Below are 16476 nucleotides of genomic sequence, written 5' to 3' on the forward strand. Positions count from 1 at the left end.
CCCGGCCGCATGCCGGCGCACGCGGTGCAGGGGGACCTCAGGCCCTTGCCGAGGGTGCGCAACATCATCGCGGTGGGTTCGGGGAAGGGCGGGGTGGGCAAGTCGACCACCACCGTCAACCTCGCGCTGGCGCTCGCCGCCGATGGCGCACGGGTCGGCATCCTGGACGCCGACGTCTACGGCCCCAGCATCCCGACCATGCTCGGCCTGTCGGGCCGGCCGGACAGCCCCGACAACAAGTCGATCACCCCGATGCGCGCGCACGGCGTGGAGGCGATGTCGATCGGCCTGCTGGTGGAGGAGGACACGCCGATGATCTGGCGCGGCCCCATGGCCACCTCGGCGCTGACCCAGCTGCTCAACGACACCCGCTGGGGTGGGGACGACAGCCTGGACTACCTGTTGATCGACCTTCCGCCCGGCACCGGCGACATCCAGCTGACCCTGGCGCAGAAGATCCCGGTGGCCGGGGCCATCATCGTCACCACGCCACAGGACGTGGCCACCCTCGACGCGCGCAAGGCGCTGAAGATGTTCGAGAAGGTCGAGGTGCCGGTGCTGGGCCTGGTCGAGAACATGGCGGTGCACGTGTGCTCGAACTGCGGCCACGCCGAACACATCTTCGGTGATGGCGGCGGGACGCGGATGGCCGCGCAGTACGGGCTGCCGCTGCTGGGATCGCTGCCGCTGGAACGCACGATCCGCGAGCAGGGCGACGCCGGTACGCCGGTGGTCATCTCGGCGCCGGACTCGGCTGCCGCCGATGCCTATCGGGAACTGGCGCGCAACGTCGCCGCCGAGCTCGCCAAGCGGCCGCGCGCGCCCGCGACGATCTCGGCATCGCTGCTGTAGCCCGGCGGCAGGCGTTCCCGGTGCGCGGCGGGGTGCCGTGGCGGCGGCGAGTCCCTACAATCGCGGGTCTTGCCCCGGGGCGCCGCGCCGCCGGGACGCCGCATCCGGGAACCGTATGAGCATCAAGTCCGACCGCTGGATCCGCCGCATGTCCGAAACTCCAGGGGGCATGATCGAGCCCTTCGAGCCCGGCCAGGTCAAGCACGCCGGAAACGGCGAGCGTATCGTCAGCTACGGCACATCGAGCTACGGCTACGATGTGCGCTGCTCGCGCGAGTTCAAGGTGTTCACCAACATCAACTCGACCATCGTCGATCCCAAGCACTTCGATCCGAAGAGCTTCGTGGACATCGAGGCGGACGAATGCATCATCCCGCCGAACTCCTTCGCGCTGGCGCGCACGGTGGAGTATTTCCGCATCCCGCGCGACACCCTGGTGGTGTGCCTGGGCAAGAGCACGTACGCGCGCTGCGGGATCATCGTCAACGTCACGCCGCTGGAACCGGAGTGGGAAGGACATGTGACGCTGGAGTTCAGCAACACCACGCCGCTGCCGGCGCGCATCTACGCCAACGAGGGCGTGGCGCAGATGCTGTTCTTCCAGGCCGCGGCCGACGATGTCTGCGAGACCTCGTACAAGGACCGTGGTGGCAAATACCAGGGACAGACCGGGGTCACGCTGCCCCGCACCTGAGCGGGCTCAGGCGACGAGCGCGGCCTGCAGGTCGCGCACGCGGTCGACCAGGGCCTCGGGTGGATAGGGCCGCGAGGCCACCCGGCCCCAGACCGGCGCCGGCCAGGCCGGGTCGCTCTCGAAGCGGGCGATGACGTGCACGTGCAGCTGCGGCACCAGGTTGCCCAGCGCGGCCACGTTGAGCTTGTGCGGCTGGAACACATCGACCAGCAGCTGTTCGCAACGGAGGACCTCCTCCATGAGCGCCGCGCGCTGGGCGGCGTCCAGGTCGAGGAGCTCGCGGGCGCCCGGCACGCGCGGCACCAGCACCAGCCACGGATAGTTGCTGTCGTCCATCAGCTGCAGGTCGCACAGCTCGAACGCGGCGAGCGGGTGGCTGTCCGCGGCGAGCTGTGGGTGCAGGGCATAGGGTTCGGGCTGGGTGTTGCGGTGCCGGGACATGGCGGGTTCCTTTCAGGCGCGGCCTGCGGGCGCGAGTGCACGGTGCAGGAAGTCCAGTGTGCGGGTGTGGGCCAGGCGGGCGCTGGCCTCGTCGAAGTGGCGGGGGTCGACGTCGCGGTTGAAGCCATGGCCGGCGTCATAGACATGCAGCTCGGCCTCGGGCCGGGCGCGGCGATGCGCCTGGACGTCGGCCTCGGGGATGCTGTGGTCGCGGGCGCCGAAGTGGAACAGCATCGGCGCGCGCAGCGGTTCGTCGAGGAAGGGCACGGTGCGGGCACCGTAATAGCTCACCGCCGGAAGGCCCAGGCGCGCGTTGGCGAGGTAGGCCACGCTGCCGCCCCAGCAGAAGCCGACCACCCCGATCCCGGCGTTCCGGTCGAGCGCCTCTTCGGACAGCAGGGTCCGAAGCTGCGCCGCGGCGGCATCCACGATGGCCACCGCGCGGTCGAAGCCCAGGGCCGCGGCAAGCGCGCGGCCACCTTCAAAGCCGGCTTCGTCATAGGCGAGTTCGGCATCGCGCTGGACGGGGTCGAACAGGGCCGGCGCCAGCGCCAGGAACCCGTCGCGGGCATAGCATTCGGTGACCGCGCGCATGTGCGCGTTGACGCCGAAGATCTCCTGGACCACGACCAGTCCGCCGCGAGGCGCCGCTTCGGGGCGCGCCAACCAGCCGCCGACCTCGCCGACTTCCGCGCTGTCCAGCCTGACTCGCGTCCCCATCGTCGCCTCCGGGTGGGCGGCCGGTTCAGGTTCCGGCCCTCGGGTTGATTCTAGCGCCCCGGTATAATCGCGGCGCGAAAACCGCCAGACCCCTCCGCCGCCGCGCGGACCCACGCCGAGCCCGCTGCAGCGCATGAACGATATCGCCACCCCGACCGCCCCCCGCGTGGGCTTCGTCAGCCTCGGCTGCCCGAAAGCCCTCGTCGACTCCGAACGCATCCTCACCCAGCTCCGGGTGGAGGGCTATGCGCTGTCGCCCAACTATGACGACGCCGACGTGGTGGTGGTCAACACCTGCGGCTTCATCGACTCGGCCGTTGCGGAATCGCTGGACGCGATCGGGGAGGCGATGGCCGAGAACGGCAAGGTGATCGTGACCGGCTGCCTGGGCAAGCGCGCAGACGTGATCCGCGAAGCGCATCCGGGCGTGCTGTCGATCAGCGGCCCTCAGGACTATGCCAGCGTCATGGCCGCGGTCCACGCCGCGCTGCCGCCGCGCCACGACCCCTTCGTCGACCTCATGCCGGCCCCGCGGCTGGGCGGCGAGGACTACGCGGACGGCGTGAAGCTGACGCCGAAGCACTATGCCTACCTGAAGATTTCCGAGGGCTGCAACCACCGCTGCAGCTTCTGCATCATCCCCTCGATGCGCGGCGACCTCGTGTCGCGCCCGGTCGACGACGTGCTGCGCGAGGCCGAGCGCCTGGTGCGCGGCGGCGTGCGCGAACTGCTGGTGGTGTCGCAGGACACTTCGGCCTACGGCGTCGACGTGCGCTACGCGGAGCGCGAGTGGCGCGGGAAGGCCTACCAGACGCGCATGAAGTCACTGTGCGAAGGCCTGTCCGAGCTCGACGCCTGGGTGCGCCTGCACTACGTCTACCCGTACCCGCACGTGGACGGCATCATCGAGCTGATGACCGCGCGCCGCGCCGACGGCCAGCCGCGGCTGCTGCCCTACCTCGACATCCCGTTCCAGCATGCCAGCCCGCGCATCCTGAAGCTGATGAAGCGGCCGGGCGCCGTGGAGCGCACGCTTGAGCGCGTGCAGTCCTGGCGCGCCGCTTGCCCGGAGCTGACCGTGCGCTCGACCTTCATCGTCGGTTTCCCGGGCGAGACCGAGGCCGAGTTCGAATCCCTGCTCGATTTCCTGGACGAGGCGCAGCTCGACCGCGTCGGCGCCTTCGCGTATTCGCCGGTGCAGGGCGCGGCCGCGAACGCGCTGCCCGACCCGGTGCCCGAGGAGATCAAGCAGGAGCGCCTGGCGCGCTTCATGGCGCGGCAGGCGGATATCTCGGCCGCGCGCCTTGAAGCCAAGGTCGGCACGGTGCAGCGCTGCATCGTCGATGCCATCGACGGCGACCTCGCGATCGCCCGGTCGATGGCCGACGCGCCTGAGATCGACGGCCTGGTGCAGGTGCAGGACGGCCGCGAAGCAGGGCTGCGCCCCGGCGAGTTCGCCGACATCCGCATCATGGGCAGCGACGAGCACGATCTTTACGGCGAGGTTGAATACAGCGCTTGAGGCGGAGGGTGCGTGGGGTGAGGGGAGAGCATCGCGCTTCTGTTTTTTTCTCTCGGCCTGCAGGGACGCGCTGCAAGGCGGGTTGGTGGGTACGCAGTGGGCATAAAGACCACCACGTGGTCAGCCCACGGAGTACCCACCAACCCGCCGTACCGCGAGCCCACCCGCGACGCTCTCAACCTGCGGGATAGTCCACTGCGACCACGGCGAAAGCGTGGCGCCCGCCGGGCAGTTCGGCTTCGAACTCGTCGTCCACCCGCTTCTTCAGCAGCGCGCGCGCCAGCGGCGAGTCGATGCTGATCCAGCCGCGTACGGCGTCGGTTTCGTCGGGTCCGACGATGCGGTAGCGCGCGATCTCCCCGCTGTCGATGTCTTCCACCTCCACCAGCGCGCCGAAGTAGACCGCCGCGGGATCGCTGGGCACGGTGTCGACCACCCGCAGCGCCTGCAGGCGCTTGCTGAGGTAGCGCACGCGGCGGTCGATCTCGCCGAGCTGCTTCTTGCGGTAGGTGTACTCGGCGTTCTCGGAGCGGTCGCCCTCGGCGGCGGCCGCCGACAGCGCGCGCACCACCTCCGGGCGTCGCACGCGCCAGAGATCGTCGAGCTCGGCCTTCAGGCGCGCGTGGCCCTCCGGAGTGACCAGCGCGGTGGATTTCTCGGGCGGGGGGCGCCAGCGAGACATCGCCGCCTCAGCGCCCGCCAGCATTGCGGGACGGGCTCACTTCTTGCCCGTGATGCCGCCGAAGATCCCGCGCAGGATCTGCCGGCCGATCTGGTTGCCCACCGTGCGCGCGGACTGCTTGGCCATGGTTTCGATCATGCCTTGCCGGCGCTTGGTGCCAAACACCGCGTCCTTGACCGACTGGGCGAAGCCGCCGCCCGATTCCTCTTCGTCCTGCTTCGCGGTACGCGCCTTTGGCGCATCGGCATGTGCGGACAGGTCTTCCGCCTTCTTCGCCAGGATCTCGAAGGCGGATTCACGGTCGACCGCGGTGTCGTACTTCGCGCCCACCGGGCTGCCGGAGCGCACGCGCGCGCGCTCGGCATCGGTGATCGCGCCCATGCGGCAGCGTGGCGGCGCGACCAGGGTCTGTTCCACGGGCATCGGCGCGCCCTTGCCCTGCAGTGTCGACACCAGGGCCTCGCCGGTGCCGAGCTGGCCGATGGCCTTGGCCACGTCCAGCCCAGGATTGGACACGAAGGTCTCGGCCGCGGTGCGCACCGCCTTCTGGTCGCGCGGCGTGTAGGCGCGCAGGGCGTGCTGCACGCGGTTGCCGAGCTGGCCCAGCACGTTGTCGGGCACGTCATCGGGGAACTGGGAGCAGAAGTACACGCCCACGCCCTTGGAGCGGATCAGCCGCACCACCTGCTCGATGCGCTGCAGCAGCGCGGACGGCGCATCACTGAACAGCAGGTGCGCTTCGTCGAACACGAACACCAGCTTCGGCTTGTCGAGGTCGCCGACTTCCGGCAGCGTCTCGAACAGCTCCGACAGCAGCCACAGCAGGAAGCTCGAGTACAGGCGCGGTTTCAGGATCAGGCGGTCGGCGGCCATGATGCTGACCACGCCGCGGCCGTCGGTGGTGGTCCGCATGATGTCGGCCAGCTCCAGCGCGGGTTCACCGAAGAAGGCCTCGCCGCCGTCCGATTCCAGGCGCAGCAGGGCGCGCTGGATGGCGCCGATCGATGGCGTGCTGACCAGGCCGTACTGCGTCGACACTGCCTTGCGTTCCTCGGCCACCAGGCCGAGCAGCGCGCGCAGGTCGGCGAGGTCGAGCAGCAGCAGGCCGCGGTCATCGGCGAGCTTGAACACGATGTCGAGCACGCCCGACTGGGTATCGTTGAGTTCGAGCATGCGCGCCAGCAGGGTCGGGCCGATCTCGCTGACCGTGGTCCGCACCGGGTGGCCGGACTTGCCGTAGATGTCCCAGAACACCACCGGGCTGGCTTCGGGCCCGTAGGCGTCGACCCCGATCATCTCCGCGCGCTCGCGCAGCTTGTCGCCGATCTCGCCGGGCACCGCGAGGCCGGCCACGTCGCCCTTCACGTCGGCAAGGAACACCGGCACGCCGATCCGCGAGAAGCCCTCGGCCAGCGTCATCAGGGTCACCGTCTTGCCGGTGCCGGTGGCGCCGGCAACCAGCCCGTGGCGGTTGCCGAACTTCGGCTGCAGGAAGACGCGGCCGCCGGTTTCGGGGAGCGCGTCTGGCTGGGTGACGGCCTTGCCGACGAGGATCGGGTCCATGGAAGCTCCTGTGCGTGAAGAGCGGATTCTAGCGACAAGGGGCCACGGTGCGGTTGCGGACAAGGGCTTTGCGCTGGCTGCGGGCGGTCGTTACCCTGCCTGCTCGCAGTCGCAGTCCCCGGTCCAAGAATGCCCCCACTTTCCGCTGTCCTGCCGAGGCTGGCGCTCGCCGCGGCCGTCGCGGTGCTCGCCCTCCACGTTCCCGATGCGTCCGCGCAGTCCAGGCGCGACCGCGCCGCCGCCACCGAGCTGACCGAGCGCATGGCTGCCGCCGAGGCCCGCTATCGCGAGTCGCTGGTGAAGGCGGCCAACGCCGACCCCGAAGCCATTGCCCAGGGCGATGCCGCGCTCGAGGACATGGAAGACGTGATGCTGGACTGCGAGAAGCAGCGCGGCTGCCAGGTCTCGACGCTGATGCCGGCGTTCAAGCGCCTGCTGAAGGCGCAGGCGGACGAGGCTTCAGGCGCGGAAGGCGAGGATCTCGATGCCGAGCTCCTTGCCGAAGGCGAGCTGCCCACCGGCGACGTGCCCGAGGGCGCCAACGCCGCGGCCCTGCTCAGCGAGGACGGCCAGCGCTTCGTGCGCATGGTGCAGTTCAATCCCGCGGTGCAGGAAGGCATCCGCCGCTGGCTGACCGACATGCGCGTGTCGCTCATCACCAGCCACGAGAATTATCAGTACATGCGCCATCTGATGGCGCCCGCGTTCGAGGAGCGTGGCCTGCCCGAGGCGCTGCTGTTCGGGATCATGGCCAAGGAATCGACGGGTCGCGTGCATGTGGGCTCGCGCGCCGGTGCCGTCGGCCCGCTGCAGTTCATGCCGGCCACCGGGCGCCGCTTCGGGCTCGGGCCCGATGCCAGCGGCTTCGACACCCGCTACGACCCGGCGCAGTCCGCGGATGCCGCTGCCATGTATCTCAGCGAGCGTTTCGCGGAGTTCGGCGACGAGGTCGAGAAGTGGCTGGCTGCCTACAACGGCGGCGAGGGCCGGGCCAGGCGCATCCACGATGCCAGCGGCGGGCGGCAGTTCTGGGACGCCGACGTCTACAACCAGTTCCCCGCGGAGACCCGCGACTACGTGCCGATGGTGATCGCCGCGGCCTGGCTGTACCTGCATCCCAGGGAGTACGGCCTGAGCTTTCCCAAGGTCGACGCGCGGCCGGCGAACTTCGTGCTGGCGCGCCCGGCCTCGATCTACGAACTCACCGTGTGCATGGGCGACAGCGGCAGCCGGCATGGCTACATGCGCCAGCTGCGCAACCTCAACCCGCGCTTCGAAGCCGACCAGGTGATCCCCGCGGGTGCCGTGCTCCAAGGCACCACGCGCATGGCCGCGCTGTACAAGCGCTGGTGCGCCCAGGGCCGCCGTGCGGACCTCGCCAGGCAGCTGGTGGGCAGCCGCGTCGACGCCGCGCTGGTGCGCACCGGGCCGATCGAGGTGGTGCGGCCCACCGCGACGACGGGCACGCCCGCGCCCGCAGCGGCACGGTCCCCGCGCGAGCACCGCGTGGCGCGCGGTGACACCCTGGTCGCGATCGCGCGGCGTTACGGTTGCGAGGCGCGCCAGCTGGCCCAGGCCAACGGGCTCAAGGCGCCGTCGTATGCGATCCGCGCTGGCCAGCGCCTGCGCCTGGAGGGTTGCGGCGGCTGACCGGCACGGTGCCATCGCGCGGTGCCTGCCACACTGCCCGCATGCACCTGGACTTCGACAACGCGTTCCTCCGCGAGCTGCCCGGCGATCCGGACTCCGGCGCGGACGTACGCCAGGTGCACGGTGCGGCCTGGTCGCGTGTCGTGCCCACTCCGGTGGCAGCGCCCCGGCTGGTGGCACATTCCACTGAGGTGGCGGCGCAACTGGGGCTGGACCAGGCAGCGCTTGCCGCGCCCGCGTTTGCGCAGGTGTTCGGCGGCAACCGCCTGCTGGAGGGCATGGATCCCTGGGCGGCGAACTATGGAGGCCACCAGTTCGGGCACTGGGCCGGCCAGCTTGGTGACGGCCGCGCGATCAGCCTGGGCGAGGCGATAGCAGCCGACGGCACGCGACACGAGCTGCAGCTCAAGGGCGCTGGACGGACGCCATATTCCCGCGGCGCCGACGGGCGCGCGGTGCTGCGGTCCTCGGTCCGCGAGTTCATCTGCAGCGAGGCCATGCACCATCTCGGCGTGCCGACCACGCGTGCGCTCTCGCTGGTGGCCACCGGCGATGCGGTGGTGCGGGACATGTTCTACGACGGCCACGCCGGGCCGGAACCCGGTGCCATCGTCTGCCGGGTGGCGCCGTCGTTCATCCGCTTCGGCAGCTTCGAGCTGCCGGCGTCGCGGGGCGACATCGACCTGCTGCGCGCGCTGGCCGAATTCTGCGTGTGGCGTGACTTTCCCTGGCTGCTGGGCGACCGCGCCGCGCAACCTCTGGCGCGGCTGCGCGCGGACGGCGCTTTTGACGAGACGCTGTTCACGGCCTGGTTCCGCGAGGTCTGCATGCGCACCGCGACGCTGGTCGGCCACTGGATGCGAATCGGCTTCGTCCACGGCGTGCTCAACACCGACAACATGTCGATCCTCGGGCTCACGATCGACTACGGCCCGTACGGCTGGATCGACGACTACGATCCCGACTGGACACCCAACACCACCGATGCCCAAGGCCGTCGCTACCGCTTCGGCTGGCAGCCGCGGGTGGCGCACTGGAACCTGGGGCGGCTGGCCGGCGCGTTGTCGCCGCTGTTTGCCGACGCGGCGCCGCTGCAGGCAGGTCTGGATGCCTACGCCGCGACCTGGGCCGAGTGCGAGCGCGACAACGCCTGCGCAAAGCTTGGGCTCGAGCAGTGCGACGACAGCGACCTGGCGCTGATGCGGGAGCTGCAGGCCTTGATGCAGCGCTCGGGTGCCGACATGACGCGCTTCTTTCGCGCGCTGGCCGATATCGACGTGGACGCCATCGAGCCGTCGCTGGAACCCCTGGAGGGTGCCTTCTACGAGTCGGCACGCCTGGCCGCCAACGCCGATGCCATGGGCGACTGGCTGGCTCGCTACGCCGCCCGCTGCCGCGCCGACGGCCTGCCGCGGGAGGCGAGGGTGGCCCATATGCACGCCGCCAACCCCCGCTACGTGCCGCGCAACTACCTGGCGCAACAGGCGATCGAGCGCGCGGAGTCAGGCGACGAGGCCGGCATCGGCGAACTGCTGGATGTCCTGCGCGATCCCTATGCAGAGCAGCCCGGCCGCGAGGCGTTCGCGGCGCTGCGCCCGGACTGGGCGCTTAACCGCCCCGGCTGCTCGATGCTGTCCTGCAGCTCCTGAACGCGGATCGGGGCGTCCCGCACCGGTAGAATATGCGGATGCCCCTGATGACCCTCAATGCCGTCGACTACAGCGTCGGCGGCCCGCTCCTGCTCGAACGCGTCGACCTCGCGATCGACGCCGGCGAGCGTATCGCTCTGATCGGCCGCAATGGCGCCGGCAAATCCACCCTGTTGCGCCTGCTCGACGGCGAACTCAAACCCGACGACGGCGAGGTCCGCCGCGAAGGCGCGGTGCGCGTGGCGCGGCTGGAGCAGGAAGTCCCGGCTTCGGCCGACGGCAGCGTGTTCGACGTCGTGGCCGAGGGCCTTGGCGGCATCGGTGCGGACCTGGCCGAGTACCACCACCTGATCCACGCCGATGACGTCGACATGGACCGCCTGGCCGCGGTGCAGGAGCGCATCGAGGCCGCCGACGGCTGGAGCCTGGACCAGCGCGTGGTCGAAACCCTCGCGCGGCTGGACCTCGACGGCGATGCTGCCTTCGCTCGCCTGTCCGGCGGCATGAAGCGCCGCGTGCTGCTGGCGCGCGCGCTGGTGTCGGCGCCCGATGTCCTGCTGCTCGACGAGCCGACCAACCACCTCGACATCGCCGCGATCGACTGGCTGGAAGGCTTCCTCAAGGGCTGGAGCGGCGCCTTGGTGTTCATCACCCATGACCGGCGCTTCCTGCGCCAGCTGGCCACGCGGATCGTCGAGATCGACCGTGGGCAGGTGACCAGCTGGCCCGGCGACTGGGACAACTACCTGCGCCGCAAGGAAGAGCGGCTCAACGCCGAGGCGCAGGAAAACGCGCGCTTCGACAAGCTGCTGGCCCAGGAGGAGGTGTGGATCCGCCAGGGCATCAAGGCGCGTCGCACCCGCGACGAAGGCCGCGTGCGCCGGCTCGAGGCGATGCGCAATGAGCGCGCCGCGCGCCGCGAGCAGACGGGCAACGTGCGCATGGACACCGCGCAGGCCGGCTCCTCGGGCAAGAAGGTGATCGAGGCGAAAGAGGTGTCGTTCGCGTTCGATGGCCGCCCGCTGGTGCGCGACTTCTCCACCACCATCATGCGCGGCGACCGCATCGGCCTCATCGGCGCCAACGGCAGCGGCAAGACCACGCTGCTGAAGCTGCTGCTCGGCCAGCTGCAGCCGCAGGCCGGCGAGATCCGCATCGGCACGCAGCTGCAGGTGGCCTATTTCGACCAGTACCGCGCCACCCTGCGCGAGGACTGGAACGCGCTTGAGAACGTGGCCGAGGGCCAGGATTTCGTCGAGGTCGGGGGCAAGCGCAAGCACGTCATCGGCTACCTGCAGGACTTCCTGTTCACCCCCGAACGCGCGCGCGCGCCGATCACCCGCCTGTCCGGCGGCGAGCGCAACCGCCTGCTGCTGGCCAAACTGTTCGCGCAGCCGTCCAACCTCCTGGTGATGGACGAACCGACCAACGACCTCGACGTCGAGACCCTGGAGCTGCTTGAAGAGCTGCTGGGCGAGTATCCGGGCACGCTGCTGCTGGTCAGCCACGACCGCGACTTCCTCGACAACGTGGTGACTTCCACGATCGTGATGCAGGACGGTGGCGAAGGCCGCATCGGCGAATACGTTGGCGGCTACAGCGACTGGCTGCGGCAGAAGCCGCAGGGCGGTCAGGCGACAGGTGCCGGTGCCGGAGCGCCAGCGCGTGTCGACGCCGCCAGCCCCCCCGCCAGCGTTGCGCCCCCGGTCGCGGCGGAGCCGGCGCGACGCAAGCTCGGCTTCAAGGAGGCGCGGGAACTCGAGCAGCTGCCTGCGCGGATCGAGGCCTTGGAAACGCGGCTGGCTGAAATGACCGCGAAGCTGGCCGATCCGGCGTTCTTCCGCGGGGAAGGCGCCGCCATCACCGCACACAACGCGGCGATGGCGGACGTGCAGGCGGAACTCGACGGCGCGTACGCACGCTGGGAAGCGCTCGACGCGTCGTCCGCCTGACGCCGCGGGTCGCAAGGCGAGCAGGGATGGACGGCATCGACCGCAGCAGGAGCGTGACGCAGTTCAGGATTGCGTTCGCGCCTTGGCGCGCGCACTTGCTGGCGGCGCGGATAGCGGCCACCCTGAGATGATGCAATTGTCCGACCCAGCCAACGTGCGCGAGCGTGAACTGCGTTTCGCTGGACGCGTCCACCAGATGCGTACGCTCGGGGGAGCGTTGTCGGCACTGCTGGTGGCCTCCGTGCTTGCATCCAATGACGCAACGCCGTGGATCTGGGCCTTTTGGGCATTCAACGGCTTCGCCTGGCCACTGCTGGCACGCTGGCTGATGCTGCGCTCGGCGGACCCCGCGCATGCCGCGCATCGCCACCTGGTGTTTGATTCCGCGGCCGCGGGCGCCTGGATCGCGATCATGGAGGTCAACCTGGTGCCGAGCGCGGTGCTGCTGGCGATGGTGACCACGGACAAGGTCGCCGTGGGCGGCTGGCGCTTCCTGGGCCGCACCGCGCCCGCGCTGGTGGCGGCCTGCGTACTGGTCTCCGCTGCGCTTGGGTTCCCGGTGCAGCTTCACAGCAGCATGCCGGTGGTCTTGGCCACGCTTCCGTTCCTGTTCGTCTACCCGGTGGCGCTGGCCACGATCGCCTATGCGCTTGGGGGCAGCGTGGCCGCCAAGAACCGCCAGCTCGAACGCCTCAACCGCATCGACGTGCTCACCGGGCTTCGCAACCGCCGTGGCTGGAACGAAGCGCTGATCGCGGAGCTCGCACGCCACGCGCGCACGCGCAGGCCCGCCGTGCTGATGCTGGTGGACGTCGACAACTTGAAGGCGGTCAACGACAACCACGGTCACGTCGTCGGTGACGAGGTCCTGCGCAGCGTCGCCGGCGTGCTGGCCGCCTGCACCCGCGACATCGACACCCCGGCGCGCTACGGCGGCGACGAATTCGGGGTGCTGCTGGCCGAGACCAGCCTGGTGGGCGCGATGCGCGTGGCCGAGCGCGTGCGCATCGCCTTCCTCGACCAGCGGCCGGCCGAAGCAGCGGCGCTGGAGTGCACGCTCAGCATCGGCCTGGCGGAGGTCGACCTCTCAGTCATCACCGCCGACGAGTGGCTCCAGCGCGCGGATGCGGCGATGTACCGGGCGAAGGCCGGTGGCCGGAACCGGGTCGAGCCGGACTGCCCTCAGCGCGGCGCGCTGGCGGTGCGGAAGACGGGGTAGAGGCCGAAGCGCTCGTCCCAGCTGGCGTGGCGGCGGTAGAACCAGTCCAGTCGCGCCCCCGGGCTGGCGGCAAACGCGGGATCCTCCGCGAGCCGGGCCTCGAAGGCGTCGCGTACGGCGCGGTCGCGCAACATCTCGGCGGCGACCGCTTCGGCGACGTACGCCTCCATGTATTCCTTGCGCTCGAACGCGTTGTTGAACCTGCCCCAGGCTGCCATCGAGTCCGGTGCCTGCGGTTCGAGGATCGCCATCGCCAGGCGTGCGCGCGGCTGGGCAATGGGAACGAACAGCGCCCCCGCCGCGAGGTCGCGGGTCTCGGGCCGCCATTCGCCGTCCAGCTCAAGCCGCTGGTGGCCCTCCGTGGAAGCGGCGGCCAGGCGGGTGGCGTCGGCGCGGAATGTTTCCAGTGCCGCGCCGGTGAGCGGTGACTCCAGCCGGCGGTACTGCACCCCGTGCACGTCCAGCCAGCGCGAGGCCAGGTCGGCATGCCGCGCCGGCACGATGTAACCGGCGGCCGGTGCGGTCACGCTGCGGCCGGGCACGATCTCGTCGCGCAGGGGCATCTTCCAGACCTGGGGCGTGGCTTCGTCGTAGCGCGTGGCCGGTGCGCCGGAGATCTCGGACGGCGTCCGCGTCCAGGCGTAGCCCCGGAAGTCGACGGTGCGCACGCGGTCGGTGGCGACGTAGTCCAGCGGCACGTCCTGGCCGGCGAGCGCGCTCGCGCGCGCATCCGCGGCGGCGGCGATATCCAGCCATTCCCGGCCGTGCGCGGCGGTCTGCTCCAGCATCCCGATGACAAGGTTGCGGGTGATGCCCACCCGGACCGGGTACTCCTTCCAGGAATGGGTCTCGACCAGGATCCCGAAGCGGTTGCGCAGCGGGAAATAGCCGTGCGAGAACCGGGGCGGCGAGACGCCGTCGACGATGCCCGAGGCGGGGTCGTCATAGGTTTCGAACGAGGGGTAGAAAGGCAGCGGCAGCGAGCCCTGTGCGGCGAGATCGGCGAGCAGCGCGTCGCGCAGTGCCAGGCCGGCGCCGGCCAGCTCCGCGTCTCCGGAGTGCAGGGGCTCGATCTGGACCGAGATGTCGTGCTCGAACTGGGCGCCGTTGGTGGCGTGCAGGTCGACGGTCGCGATCGGATCCCAGGCCTCCACCAGGGCGAGCATTGCCCGCATCTCCGGTGCGTCGGCCTTCAGGTAGTCGCGGTTGAGGTTGTAGTTCTGCGCCGTGGTGCGCCAGCCCATCTCCTCGGGGCCGCGCTGGTTGGGGCGGTTCCAGGCCCCGAAGCGCTCGTGGCCGTCGACGTTGAACACCGGCACGAAGACCAGCACCAGCTTCTCCAGCGTGCCGGCGGCGGCCTCGCCATCGAGCGCCTGGCGCAGGGCCAGGAAGCCGGCGTCCTTGCCGTCCACCTCGCCGGCATGGATGCCGCCCTGGACCAGCAGCACCGGCAGCCCCGCCGCGCGCGCGGCTTCGGGCGTCAGCGCGCCGCTGCGCGAAGCCACCAGGGCCTTCATCGGTCGCCCCTCGGGGGTGGTGCCGAAGTCGATGCAGCGGACCGCATCGGGGTAGCGCTGCGCGAACGTGGTGCAGAGGTTGGCGACCTCCTCGTAGCGGCCGGTGCGTAGGAATCCCGAGCGTTCCGCGATCGTGGACAACGGCGGCGGGCTCTTGGCGGACGGGGCGGGTGCCTGATGGGCAGCGGCCAGGGGTGCGACCGCGACGGCCAGCAGCAGGACCAGGGGCAGGGCGGCAACGAGGGATCGCGACATGGCGTGGGCATCGGAGGGCGGCAAGGTCGCCCATGATGCCCGGCCCATGGCTTCCGGCCAAAGCGCGGGGGCCATGGATACGCTAGCCTTCACGCTTTCGACCGCAAGACAGCCGACCCGCATGAGCACAGCACCCGTTGCCCCCGACGCCGGCAGGATGCCGCGCCAGATCGCCTACATCATCGGCAACGAAGCCTGCGAGCGCTTCAGCTTCTACGGCATGAGGAACATCCTCATCCCGTTCCTGATCAGCTCGATGCTGCTGGCCTACCTGCCCGCGGGCCCGGAGCGCGAGGGCGCCGCCAAGGACATCTTCCACAGCTTCGTCATCGGCGTGTATTTCTTCCCGCTGCTCGGCGGCTGGCTGTCGGATCGCTACTTCGGCAAGTACAACACCGTGCTGTGGTTCTCGCTGATCTACGTCGCGGGCCACGCCTGCCTGGCGCTGTTCGAGGACAGCCGCAACGGCTTCTACACCGGCCTGTTCCTGATCGCGCTGGGCTCGGGCGGCATCAAGCCGCTGGTGGTCTCGTTCTGCGGCGACCAGTTCGACCAGACCAACAAGTCGAAGGCGAAGGTGGTCTTCGACGCCTTCTACTGGATCATCAACTTCGGCTCGTTCTTCGCCTCGCTGCTGGCGCCGCTGCTGCTGCGCAGCTACGGGCCGGCGGTGGCCTTCGGCGTGCCGGGCGTTCTGATGCTCATTGCCACCGTCGTGTTCTGGCTGGGCCGCAAGGAGTACGTCAACGTGCCGCCGTCTGGGCGCGATCCCGATTCCTTCCTCAACGTCGTGCGCACCGCGCTGCGGGGCAGCGCAGGGCAGGGCGGCTCCGGCACGCTGATCGCGCGCGCGGGCATCACGCTCGCGGTGCTGATGCTGGCCCTGTGGGCGCTGGACGCGATTGGCGTGCCGCTGCCCTGGCCGGACTCCTTCGGCTTCGTCATCACCGCGTGCCTGGCGCTGGGCGTGGTGATCGCTTGCGTCGGCTGGGGCGCGTCGCTCCAGCTCGAGCGCGCGCGGGGCCTGCACCCCGACGCGGCGGTCGACGGCGTGCGAGCGGTGCTGCGGATCCTGATCGTGTTCGCGCTGGTGACGCCGTTCTGGTCGCTGTTCGACCAGAAGGCATCGACCTGGATCATCCAGGGCAACGCGATGCTGATCCCGCACGCCGCCTGGTGGTGGCCGAGCTGGCTGGTGAAGGAAGCGGCGCAGATGCAGGCGCTGAACCCGCTGCTGGTCATGCTGCTGATCCCGTTCAACAACCTGGTGCTGTACCCGCTGCTGCGCCGGATGGGCTTTACCGTCACCGCGCTGCGCCGGATGGGCTGGGGCATCGTGTTCTCGGGCGTCGCCTGGATCGCCGCCGGCGTGCTGCAGCTGTGGCTCGACGGCGGCGCCGAGGTCTCGCTGGCATGGCAGAGCCTGCCCTACCTGCTGCTGACCTTCGGCGAGGTGCTGGTCTCGGCCACCGCGCTGGAGTTCGCCTATAGCCAGGCGCCGCACGCGATGAAGGGCGTGATCATGGCGTTCTGGTACCTCACCAGCACCTTCGGCAGCCTCTGGGTGCTGCTGACCAATGCCGGTGTGCGCAACGATGCGGTGACGTCGGCTATCGCCTCCACGGGGCTCAGCGAGAACGCGTTCCTGATGTTCTTCTTCGCACTGTTCGCGTTCGTGGCGGCGCTGGCGTTCGCGGCCTATGCGCGCAGATACCCGATGCAGGACAACTACCGCGTCTCCGGCGGAGTGGCGGCATGAG

Annotated in this window: 13 protein-coding genes; 8 read left to right on the forward strand and 5 right to left on the reverse strand. The window is 70.1% G+C overall.

Going from position 1 to position 16476, the window contains the following annotated elements; genetic code table 11:
- Positions 1 to 9 precede the first annotated feature (9 nt).
- Both apbC and dcd read left to right on the forward strand, forming a co-directional pair.
- Entirely contained in the window at positions 10 to 852 is an 843-nt protein-coding gene (gene apbC / locus ACW5E8_RS04090; RefSeq protein ID WP_456965238.1) for an iron-sulfur cluster carrier protein ApbC, read from the forward strand.
- Between the two features lie 115 nt (positions 853 to 967).
- Positions 968 to 1546, forward strand: coding sequence for a dCTP deaminase (gene dcd / locus ACW5E8_RS04095; protein WP_456964207.1), 579 nt, complete (start codon positions 968 to 970; stop codon positions 1544 to 1546).
- 6 nt (positions 1547 to 1552) lie between these two features.
- Here dcd and ACW5E8_RS04100 read toward each other — a convergent pair whose 3' ends face one another.
- The gene (locus tag ACW5E8_RS04100) at positions 1553 to 1987 is read right to left on the reverse strand and encodes an HIT family protein (RefSeq protein ID WP_456964208.1); all 435 of its coding nucleotides are present in this window, start codon (positions 1985 to 1987) and stop codon (positions 1553 to 1555) included.
- 12 nt (positions 1988 to 1999) lie between these two features.
- Positions 2000 to 2707 carry a dienelactone hydrolase family protein gene (locus ACW5E8_RS04105; RefSeq protein WP_456964209.1) on the reverse strand — a complete coding sequence of 236 codons (708 nt, stop codon included), beginning with the start codon at positions 2705 to 2707 and terminating at the stop codon, positions 2000 to 2002.
- Positions 2708 to 2840: 133 nt separating this feature from the next.
- On the opposite strand from ACW5E8_RS04105, the gene rimO reads away from it, so the two are divergent.
- On the forward strand, positions 2841 to 4229 hold the full coding sequence (rimO, locus tag ACW5E8_RS04110; protein WP_456964210.1) for a 30S ribosomal protein S12 methylthiotransferase RimO: 1389 nt from the start codon (positions 2841 to 2843) through the stop codon (positions 4227 to 4229).
- 175 nt (positions 4230 to 4404) lie between these two features.
- Here the strand turns inward: rimO and greB are convergent, their stop codons facing one another.
- Both greB and ACW5E8_RS04120 read right to left on the reverse strand, forming a co-directional pair.
- Positions 4405 to 4911, reverse strand: coding sequence for a transcription elongation factor GreB (greB, locus tag ACW5E8_RS04115; RefSeq protein WP_456964211.1), 507 nt, complete (start codon positions 4909 to 4911; stop codon positions 4405 to 4407).
- A 36-nt stretch (positions 4912 to 4947) separates the two neighbouring features.
- On the reverse strand, positions 4948 to 6474 hold the full coding sequence (locus tag ACW5E8_RS04120; protein ID WP_456964212.1) for a helicase HerA-like domain-containing protein: 1527 nt from the start codon (positions 6472 to 6474) through the stop codon (positions 4948 to 4950).
- 129 nt (positions 6475 to 6603) lie between these two features.
- Here ACW5E8_RS04120 and ACW5E8_RS04125 point away from each other — a divergent pair, with 129 nt between their 5' ends.
- The 4 genes from ACW5E8_RS04125 to ACW5E8_RS04140 all read left to right on the forward strand — a co-directional run bounded on the left by ACW5E8_RS04125 (position 6604) and on the right by ACW5E8_RS04140 (position 12944).
- Complete coding sequence (locus tag ACW5E8_RS04125; protein ID WP_456964213.1) at positions 6604 to 8124, forward strand: transglycosylase SLT domain-containing protein; 1521 nt, start codon at positions 6604 to 6606, stop codon at positions 8122 to 8124.
- Positions 8125 to 8165: 41 nt separating this feature from the next.
- Positions 8166 to 9773: a protein adenylyltransferase SelO gene (locus ACW5E8_RS04130; protein WP_456964214.1), complete on the forward strand. Its 1608-nt coding sequence runs from the start codon at positions 8166 to 8168 to the stop codon at positions 9771 to 9773.
- Positions 9774 to 9811: 38 nt separating this feature from the next.
- Positions 9812 to 11725, forward strand: a complete 1914-nt coding sequence (locus tag ACW5E8_RS04135) for an ATP-binding cassette domain-containing protein (protein WP_456964215.1) — start codon at positions 9812 to 9814, stop codon at positions 11723 to 11725.
- A gap of 136 nt (positions 11726 to 11861) precedes the next feature.
- The gene (locus tag ACW5E8_RS04140; protein ID WP_456964216.1) at positions 11862 to 12944 is read left to right on the forward strand and encodes a diguanylate cyclase; all 1083 of its coding nucleotides are present in this window, start codon (positions 11862 to 11864) and stop codon (positions 12942 to 12944) included.
- On the opposite strand, the gene ACW5E8_RS04145 is transcribed toward ACW5E8_RS04140, so the two are convergent.
- Positions 12908 to 14716 carry a M14 family metallopeptidase gene (locus ACW5E8_RS04145; RefSeq protein ID WP_456964217.1) on the reverse strand — a complete coding sequence of 603 codons (1809 nt, stop codon included), beginning with the start codon at positions 14714 to 14716 and terminating at the stop codon, positions 12908 to 12910. The genes ACW5E8_RS04140 and ACW5E8_RS04145 overlap by 37 nt on opposite strands.
- Before the next feature lie 121 nt (positions 14717 to 14837).
- Between ACW5E8_RS04145 and ACW5E8_RS04150 the strand changes: the two genes are divergently transcribed.
- Positions 14838 to 16475 (forward strand): POT-type proton-dependent oligopeptide transporter, encoded by a 1638-nt coding sequence (locus ACW5E8_RS04150; protein WP_456964218.1) that lies wholly within the window; start codon positions 14838 to 14840, stop codon positions 16473 to 16475.
- Position 16476: the final 1 nt, after the last annotated feature.

The sequence above is a fragment of the Luteimonas sp. A649 genome, from assembly GCF_054072735.1.

Excerpts from the sequence above, each read along its gene's own strand:
- apbC (WP_456965238.1), top strand. The coding sequence starts at position 10 with ATGCCGGCGCACGCGGTGCAGGGGGACCTCAGGCCCTTGCCGAGGGTG.
- dcd (WP_456964207.1), top strand. The coding sequence starts at position 968 with ATGAGCATCAAGTCCGACCGCTGGATCCGCCGCATGTCCGAAACTCCA.
- ACW5E8_RS04100 (WP_456964208.1), bottom strand. The coding sequence starts at position 1,987 with ATGTCCCGGCACCGCAACACCCAGCCCGAACCCTATGCCCTGCACCCA.
- ACW5E8_RS04105 (WP_456964209.1), bottom strand. The coding sequence starts at position 2,707 with ATGGGGACGCGAGTCAGGCTGGACAGCGCGGAAGTCGGCGAGGTCGGC.
- rimO (WP_456964210.1), top strand. The coding sequence starts at position 2,841 with ATGAACGATATCGCCACCCCGACCGCCCCCCGCGTGGGCTTCGTCAGC.
- greB (WP_456964211.1), bottom strand. The coding sequence starts at position 4,911 with ATGTCTCGCTGGCGCCCCCCGCCCGAGAAATCCACCGCGCTGGTCACT.
- ACW5E8_RS04120 (WP_456964212.1), bottom strand. The coding sequence starts at position 6,474 with ATGGACCCGATCCTCGTCGGCAAGGCCGTCACCCAGCCAGACGCGCTC.
- ACW5E8_RS04125 (WP_456964213.1), top strand. The coding sequence starts at position 6,604 with ATGCCCCCACTTTCCGCTGTCCTGCCGAGGCTGGCGCTCGCCGCGGCC.
- ACW5E8_RS04130 (WP_456964214.1), top strand. The coding sequence starts at position 8,166 with ATGCACCTGGACTTCGACAACGCGTTCCTCCGCGAGCTGCCCGGCGAT.
- ACW5E8_RS04135 (WP_456964215.1), top strand. The coding sequence starts at position 9,812 with ATGCCCCTGATGACCCTCAATGCCGTCGACTACAGCGTCGGCGGCCCG.
- ACW5E8_RS04145 (WP_456964217.1), bottom strand. The coding sequence starts at position 14,716 with ATGTCGCGATCCCTCGTTGCCGCCCTGCCCCTGGTCCTGCTGCTGGCC.
- ACW5E8_RS04150 (WP_456964218.1), top strand. The coding sequence starts at position 14,838 with ATGAGCACAGCACCCGTTGCCCCCGACGCCGGCAGGATGCCGCGCCAG.